The 5,837-nt window shown below is 75.9% G+C and carries 5 protein-coding genes and 1 pseudogene; 3 read left to right on the top strand and 3 right to left on the bottom strand.

The window, feature by feature from the left end; genetic code table 11:
* Together ABEB16_RS08250 and ABEB16_RS08245 are read right to left on the bottom strand one after the other, a co-directional pair.
* Nucleotides 1-413, bottom strand: a pseudogene (locus ABEB16_RS08250) (bifunctional [glutamine synthetase] adenylyltransferase/[glutamine synthetase]-adenylyl-L-tyrosine phosphorylase); the annotation flags it as partial.
* Between the two features lie 69 nt (nucleotides 414-482).
* The gene (locus ABEB16_RS08245; protein ID WP_345711780.1) at nucleotides 483-1,826 is read right to left on the bottom strand and encodes a glutamine synthetase family protein; all 1,344 of its coding nucleotides are present in this window, start codon (nucleotides 1,824-1,826) and stop codon (nucleotides 483-485) included.
* Between the two features lie 132 nt (nucleotides 1,827-1,958).
* On the opposite strand from ABEB16_RS08245, the gene ABEB16_RS08240 reads away from it, so the two are divergent.
* On the top strand, nucleotides 1,959-3,785 hold the full coding sequence (locus tag ABEB16_RS08240) for an NAD+ synthase (RefSeq protein ID WP_345711779.1): 1,827 nt from the start codon (nucleotides 1,959-1,961) through the stop codon (nucleotides 3,783-3,785).
* On the top strand, nucleotides 3,782-4,636 hold the full coding sequence (gene panB, locus ABEB16_RS08235) for a 3-methyl-2-oxobutanoate hydroxymethyltransferase (RefSeq protein WP_345711778.1): 855 nt from the start codon (nucleotides 3,782-3,784) through the stop codon (nucleotides 4,634-4,636). The genes ABEB16_RS08240 and panB overlap by 4 nt, the downstream gene beginning before the upstream one ends.
* A gap of 42 nt (nucleotides 4,637-4,678) precedes the next feature.
* Here the strand turns inward: panB and ABEB16_RS08230 are convergent, their stop codons facing one another.
* On the bottom strand, nucleotides 4,679-5,155 hold the full coding sequence (locus ABEB16_RS08230) for a GNAT family N-acetyltransferase (RefSeq protein ID WP_425560140.1): 477 nt from the start codon (nucleotides 5,153-5,155) through the stop codon (nucleotides 4,679-4,681).
* A 103-nt stretch (nucleotides 5,156-5,258) separates the two neighbouring features.
* Here ABEB16_RS08230 and ABEB16_RS08225 point away from each other — a divergent pair.
* A partial coding sequence (locus ABEB16_RS08225) for a TetR/AcrR family transcriptional regulator (RefSeq protein WP_345711777.1) occupies nucleotides 5,259-5,837 on the top strand: 579 nt, incomplete at its 3' end.

The raw sequence follows: 5,837 nt of genomic DNA, 5'->3' as shown, positions 1-5,837 counted from the left end.
GCGCGCCAGTGCCCGGGGTGGTGCACGAGGTGGTCGCCGAGCGCGACGGAGCCGCCGAGCCCGGCCAGCAGCCGGGCGCGGGTGCGGCCGGCGTCGGCGTCCGCGTCGGGGGCGGTCAGCACCCCGCGCACCGCCGCCTCCTCCGGCCCCCCGGCCAGCGCCGCGCACCAGCGCACGAGGGCGAGCAGCCCCTGGTCGGGGTCGGCGACCGCCCCGAGTGCGCGGACGAGACCGGCCAGGACGGGGGCCAGCACCCCGTCCCCGCCGGCGCCCCCGGGGCCGGTGCCACCGGTGCCGCAGACGGCGTGCAGGGCGGTGTCCTCGAGCAGGCGCAGGGCCCGCTCGGGGTCGGCGAAGCCGTGGCGGGCCAGCAGTGCGGTGCTCGTGGAGCGGCGGGCGGTGGGAGCCGGCACGGGGAACCCCTCAGCGGACGGGCCGGGGCGGACCGGGCCGGGGCGCGGGGCCCCGGGGCGCGGGCCGCCTCAGAGCATGGGCAGGAAGCGGTGCAGCTCGAAGGGCGTCACCTGCGAGCGGTAGTCCGACCACTCCTGCCGCTTGTTGCGCAGGAAGTAGTCGAAGACGCCCTCCCCCAGCGTCTCCGCGACGAGCTCGGAGTCCTCCATGATGGCGATGGCGTGGTCGAGGTTGCTCGGCAGCGGGCGGATGCCCATCGCGCGGCGCTCGGCGTCGGTGAGCGACCAGATGTCGTCCTCCGCCCCCGCCGGCAGCTCGTAGCCCTCCTCGACGCCCTTGAGGCCCGCGGCCAGCAGCACCGCGAAGGCGAGGTAGGGGTTGGCGGCGACGTCCAGGGCGCGGTACTCCACGCGCACCGACTGCCCCTTGCTCGGCTTGTACATCGGCACCCGCACCAGGGCCGAGCGGTTGTTGTGCCCCCAGGAGACGTAGGAGGGGGCCTCGCCACCGCTCCACAGCCGCTTGTAGGAGTTCACGAACTGGTTCGTGACCGCGGTGATCTCCGCGGCGTGGCGCAGGATGCCGGCGATGAACTGCCGCGCGGTCCGGCTGAGCTGGAACTCCGCCCCCGCCTCGTAGAAGGCGTTGGAGTCGCCCTCGAAGAGGGACAGGTGGGTGTGCATGCCGGAGCCGGGCTGGCCCTCCAGCGGCTTGGGCATGAAGGAGGCGTACAGCCCCATCTCGCCGGCCACCTCCTTGAGCACCGTGCGGAACGTCATGACGTTGTCCGCGGTGGTCAGGGCGTCGGCGTAGCGCAGGTCGATCTCGTTCTGGCCGGGGCCGCCCTCGTGGTGGCTGAACTCCACGGAGATGCCCATGCTCTCCAGCACCGTGATCGCGGTGCGGCGGAAGTCGTGGGTGGTGCCGCCGGGGAAGTTGTCGAAGTAGCCGACGTAGTCGACCGGCTCGGGCACCGCGCCGCGCACCAGGGGGCCCTTGAAGAGGTAGAACTCGATCTCGGGGTGCGTGTAGAAGGTGTAGCCCTGCGCGGCGGCCCGGTCCAGCGCCCGCTTGAGGACGTTGCGCGGGTCCGAGCGCGCCGGGTCCCCGTCCGGGGTGTGGATGTCGCAGAAGATGCGCGCGGTGCCCGGGTGCTCGGCGTCGGTGCGCCAGGGCAGCACCTGGAAGGTGGACGGGTCCGGGCGCAGCAGCATGTCGGACTCCGACACGCGCGAGAGGCCCTCGATGGCCGAGCCGTCGAAGCCGATGCCCTCCCCGAAGGCCCCCTCCAGCTCGGCGGGGGCGATGGCCACCGACTTCAGGGTGCCGATCACGTCCGTGAACCACAGCCGCACGAAGCGGATGTCGCGCTCCTCGATGGTGCGCAGCACGAACTCCTGCTGGCGGTCCATGGCACCCTTCCCGTCGGTGTGTGGCGCCCGGGGTCCTGCCCGGGGGCCTGCTGGCCTGCATCCTCCACCACGACGGCCCCGGCGGGCACGACCGGCCCCGGAGCCGCCCGCCCCACCCCCTACGCTGGCGCCATGCCTCAGCTGCGGGTGGCACTGGCCCAGATCGACGCCTGCGTCGGGGACCTGGAGGGCAACGCGGGCGCGGTCGTGGCGTGGGCGGGGCGCGCCGCCGCCGCCGGCGCCCACCTGGCGCTCTTCCCCGAGATGGTCCTCACCGGCTACCCGGTGGAGGACCTGGCGCTGCGCTCCTCGTTCGTGGAGGCCTCCCGCCGGCGCCTGGGGGCCCTGGCCGCCGAGCTGGCCGCCGCCGGGCACGGCGAGCTGCCCGTCGTCGTCGGCTACCTCGACCGCGCCGAGGTCGACACCCGCCCCCACCTGCTCGGCGGGCGCCCCCGGGGCCTGCCGCAGAACCGCGCCGCCGTGCTGCACGGCGGGCGGGTCGTGGCCGCCTACGCCAAGCACCACCTGCCCAACTACGGCGTCTTCGACGAGGCGCGCATCTTCGTGCCCGGCGACGAGCTCGTCGTCGTGCGGGTGCGCGGCGTCGACGTGGCGATCGCGATCTGCGAGGACCTCTGGCAGGAGGGCGGCCCCGTCTCGCTGACCCGCGAGGCCGGTGCGGGGCTGCTCGCGGTGCTCAACGGCTCCCCCTACGAGCGGGACAAGGACGACGTCCGGCTCGAGCTCGTCACCCGCCGCGCCGCGCAGGCGCAGGCCACCCTCGCCTACGTCAACCTCGTCGGCGGCCAGGACGAGCTCGTCTTCGACGGCGACTCCCTCGTCGTCGCCCCCGGCGGGGAGCTGCTGGCCCGCGGCCCGCAGTTCCGCGAGGACCTGCTCGTGGTCGACCTCGACCTGCCCGCGGCGGCCGCGGAGCCGGCGGCGCACCCGCACGTGCGCCGCGTCACCGTCTCCACCGAGCCCGTCGCCGGCTACGAGCCGGTCGCGGCGCCGCACCACGAGCCGCTGCCGGCGGTCGCCGACGTCTACGCGGCGCTCGTGACCGGCCTGCGCGACTACGTGCGCAAGAACGGCTTCCGGTCCGTCGTGCTGGGCCTGTCCGGCGGCATCGACTCCGCGCTGGTGGCGGCCCTCGCGGTCGACGCCCTGGGGCCGGGCGGGGTGCACGGGGTGTCGCTGCCCAGCGGCTACTCCTCGGAGCACTCCAAGGACGACGCCGCCGAGCTCGCCCGCCGCACCGGCCTGCACTACCGGGTGGTGCCCATCGCGCCGATGGTGGAGTCGTACCTGGCGAACGTGGCGCTGACCGGGGTGGCCGAGGAGAACCTGCAGGCGCGGGTGCGCGGCACGACCCTGATGGGGCTGAGCAACCAGGAGGGCCACCTCACACTGGCCACCAGCAACAAGAGCGAGCTGGCGGTGGGCTACTCCACCCTCTACGGCGACTCCGTGGGCGGCTTCGCGCCGCTGAAGGACGTGCCCAAGACGCTCGTGTGGGAGCTGGCCCGCTGGCGCAACGCCGATGCGGCCTCCCGCGGTGAGGTCCCGCCGATCCCGGAGTCCAGCATCACCAAGCCGCCCTCGGCGGAGCTGCGGCCGGGGCAGACCGACCAGGACTCCCTGCCCGACTACGCCGTGCTGGACGACATCCTCGACGACTACGTGGAGGGCGACCGCGGGCGCGCGGAGCTGCTGGCGCAGGGTTTCGACGCGGGGGTCGTCGACGCGGTCACGACGCTGGTGGACCGCGCGGAGTGGAAGCGGCGGCAGTTCGCGCCGGGCACGAAGATCTCCCTCAAGGCGTTCGGCCGGGACCGGCGGCTGCCCATCACCAGCCGCTGGCGCGAGCCGGCCGCCCCGGAGGCGCTGGCGCCGCCCACCCTGCCGGAGGACGCCGGCATCGGCGCCGAGCAGACCGGCACCGGCGGTGCCCGGTGAGCGAGCAGCCCGCCCCCTACGGCACCGGCCCCGCCGCGGCGACCCCGGGGCGCCGGCGCACCCGGCTGCACCACCTGCAGCAGTGGAAGGACGCCGGGCAGCGCTGGGCGATGCTCACCAGCTACGACCAGCTCAGCGCGGAGGTGTTCGACGCCGCGGGCATCCCCGTGCTGCTCGTGGGGGACTCCGCGGGCAACAACGTGCTGGGCCACGAGACGACGCTGCCGGTGACGCTGGACGAGATGGTCGTGCTGACCCGCTCGGTGGTGCGCGGCGCGCCGCTGGCGCTGGTGGTGGCGGACATGCCGTTCGGCTCGTACGAGGTCTCCGACGCCGACGCGGTGCGCAGCGGGGTGCGGTTGATGAAGGAGGGCCTGGCCCACGCGGTGAAGCTGGAGGGCGGGCGCCGTTCCGCCTCCCGCATCCGGGCCCTCGTCGACGCCGGCATCCCCGTGATGGGGCACATCGGGTTCACGCCGCAGAGCGAGCACGCCCTCGGTGGCTACCGCGTGCAGGGCCGCGGCGACGCCGGCGAGGACGTGGTGGCCGACGCGGTGGCGGTGGCGGAGGCGGGGGCGTTCGCCGTGGTGCTGGAGATGGTGCCCGCCGACGTCGCCGGCCGGATCACGAAGCAGCTGCGCATCCCCACCGTCGGCATCGGCGCCGGGCCGGACTGCGACGCGCAGGTCCTGGTGTGGCAGGACATGGCGGGGCTGCGCGGCGGGCGGGCGCCGCGGTTCGTCAAGCGGTACGCCGACCTGCGCGGCACCCTCACCGAGGCGGCCCGCACGTACGCCGCGGAGGTCCGCGAGGGGACGTTCCCCGCGCCGGAGCAGTCCTTCGAGAGCTGACCGCCGGGCACGGCGGCCGGGGTCACGGCGTGCTCGCGCAGGTCACAGCGTGCGCGCGTAGCAGCGCGAGGTGGGCTCGTCGACGTAGGGCCCGAACGGCGGGACCGGCGCGTACCCCTCGCGGGCGTAGAAGCGCATCGCGTCGGGCTGCAGCACGCCGGTCTCCAGCAGCAGCTCGTGCACGCCGCGCTGGCGGGCGGCGTCCTCCAGCGCCCGCAGCAGCGCGGCGGCGACGCCGGTGCCGCGGGCGTCGGGGTCGACGTACATCCGCTTCAGCTCCGCCCGCCCTGCGCCCAGCGGCCGCAGCGCCCCGCAGCCCAGCGCCCGGCCGGTGCCGTCGCGGGCGAGGAGGAAGACGGCGACGTCGTCGGCGGTGGGCCTGGCGCCCGGCTCGATGTCGGCGCCGTAGCGGGCCTCGAGCTCGGCGCGCTGGGCCGCCCGCAGCGCGGTGCCGTCGGGGCCGTCCCAGGGCTCGGCGGCGATGCGCAGGCCGGCGGGGGTGGTGCGGGCGACCGGCACGGGCACGGCGGGCTCCTCGGGCGACGGATCTGGAACAAGCGTTACGGTAACGCCTGCTACGGTATCCGTCCAGCAGCTCGTCGGGCAGCGGGGGGAGACGGCGGTGGCGCGACAGCGGGACGCGGCGGGGCACCGGCAGCGGCTGTCCGCCGCCACCTGGGCCGTCCTCGCCGACGACGGCCTCGCCGGGCTGACCCTGCGCGCCGTGGCCGCCCGCGCCGGCTGCAGCACCGGCCTCGTCCTGCACACCTTCCCCGACAAGCGGGCCCTGCTGCTGCACGCCCGCGACCTGCTGCACGAGCGGACCGCCGCGCGCGCCGACGCCCTGGAGGCCGGCGGCGGGACGCCGGGAGAGGTGCTGCGGGCCGTGCTGCACCAGGCCGCCGCCCTCACCCCCGACCGGCACGAGGAGGCGCGGGTGTGGGTCGGCTTCCTCGCCGCCGCGCTGTCCGACCCGGCGCTGGCCGAGCGGCACGTGCGCAACAACCGCCGCTTCCTCGCCCGCGTCGAGCGCCTCCTCACCACCTGCCGGCCGGCCTGGGACGCCGGCCACCGCACCGGTGCCGCCGTCCAGCTCGTCGCCCTCGTCGAGGGCTCCGCCCTGCTGGCCGCCGCCGACCCCGAGACCTACTCCGCCGACGCGCAGCGGGCCGCGCTCGGCGCCGGGCTCGTCGCCGCGCTC

It is taken from the genome of Kineococcus glutinatus (assembly GCF_039542765.1).
Taxonomy (GTDB): Bacteria; Actinomycetota; Actinomycetes; order Actinomycetales; family Kineococcaceae; genus Kineococcus_A; species Kineococcus_A glutinatus.
The sequence above is the reverse complement of the archived record's forward strand: the minus strand, read 5'-3'. Positions and strand labels throughout refer to the sequence as shown.

Excerpts from the sequence above, each read along its gene's own strand:
- ABEB16_RS08245 (WP_345711780.1), bottom strand. The coding sequence starts at position 1,826 with ATGGACCGCCAGCAGGAGTTCGTGCTGCGCACCATCGAGGAGCGCGAC.
- ABEB16_RS08240 (WP_345711779.1), top strand. The coding sequence starts at position 1,959 with ATGCCTCAGCTGCGGGTGGCACTGGCCCAGATCGACGCCTGCGTCGGG.